Genomic DNA, 1,428 nt, shown 5'->3' on the forward strand with positions numbered 1-1,428 from the left:
ACAAACAAACCCAGCAACAATGACCAACGCAACCAACGCGGTAACCAATTGAGCGGGTTAAATATATCGATAAACTTCATGTTATTTTTTTCCAGGTAAACAGGGTCAGGTCTTGAATATTGAATTGAGTGTTCATCCCTTCTCCCTCTTCTCTTTCTCATACCGTTTAACTATCTTGCTCACACTGCTGTAATGCAGTTTGACAGCACCAAAAGGGTCAGTGTCGATTGATCGCATGTTGTTGTCACCATTGTTTTAATTTTCTATCGCCCCAATTTGGGGTATTTATAATAGTCGTCAGGATCAAGTCCTGAATCTTTAATGATGACATGTTGCGGTTCACCGGGCAGGACAAAACGGAGCTTACGAGGCATAGTGATACACTTCTTGTATAACAGTTCCCTATCAAGGCGATTTAACAAGTTATCGCTCCCGCTTTAATTCTCATGCGTCCTGTTAATATAGATTGCTTAATATCGATCGACACTGACCCTTTTGACCAAATAATATGGGGCAGACCACGTTTTATTCATTGTATTTTATAGAACATTACTTTTGTTTTCCTTTATGGGTCTCCCTAAAAATGTGGTCTGTCCCCTATTCCTTGCAGCAGCAAGAGCTAAATTTCGGACAATTTCTTCGGCAGCTTGCTGCTGATTTAAACCTTGTTCTTGTATTACCAATCCTGCAACAGCGGCAAAATCAGAATAAATACTCGTTGCTTCTAAACTATATTCTTTGACTAGTGACAAATCATCTTGATTATTTGGATCAGACATTTTACATCTCCTTTTGTACTATATTTATTTGAATAAAGTATGAATTAGCATTTTTAATAAAAGCAATAACATTTCAGTAAAGACATACCAAAAAATACCTGAGATCAAAATGGCACCTATTAATGATTCTCTAAACCAAAGTGCCCATCGACCAGAACCTGTACCAATACTTTCAACCCACCATATAACTGAACCTGTAAAACATATAGAAAAAGACACAAAAAGTATTATGGGAAATAGAATCCAGCTAATAGCATTTACAGATTCATAATTAATCTCAGTTCTCTTCCATCTAAGCCAAAAAACAATAGGTGAAGAAAACAATAAATAAAACCATACAATTCGCAATGAATGATAATAATTAGACTTGGAAGAGACGCGATCAATTGAAGGAACTATATTAGATATAATGTCAAACACATAAATTCCTGTTAAAGACAGTTTTAAATATTCTGATAATAAACCAACCGTTAAGATTGTAATGAACCAGATCCCATTTACTCTATTAAAAGTTTTTGAAGACTCATTAGTTAGTATTGCAGTCATGTTTCATTTCCTTTATTTACCAAGAAATATTAATAGTTAATTTATCTTTCAATTCTAAATTTCATTATCTACCTTTCCCTCACACTCTCATCCTTATAACGCA

The 1,428-nt window shown here is 34.7% G+C and carries 2 protein-coding genes; both read right to left on the reverse strand.

Annotated features, from left to right (window positions below; all coding sequences use genetic code 11):
* Window positions 1-539: 539 nt before the first annotated feature.
* Window positions 540-779 (reverse strand): hypothetical protein, encoded by a 240-nt coding sequence (locus MJD61_03395; GenBank protein ID MCG8554320.1) that lies wholly within the window; start codon window positions 777-779, stop codon window positions 540-542.
* A gap of 24 nt (window positions 780-803) precedes the next feature.
* Window positions 804-1,325, reverse strand: a complete 522-nt coding sequence (locus MJD61_03400) for a hypothetical protein (protein ID MCG8554321.1) — start codon at window positions 1,323-1,325, stop codon at window positions 804-806.
* Window positions 1,326-1,428 lie beyond the last annotated feature (103 nt).

Source organism: Pseudomonadota bacterium, assembly GCA_022361155.1.
In the GTDB taxonomy this organism is placed as follows: domain Bacteria; phylum Myxococcota_A; class Polyangia; order Polyangiales; family JAKSBK01; genus JAKSBK01.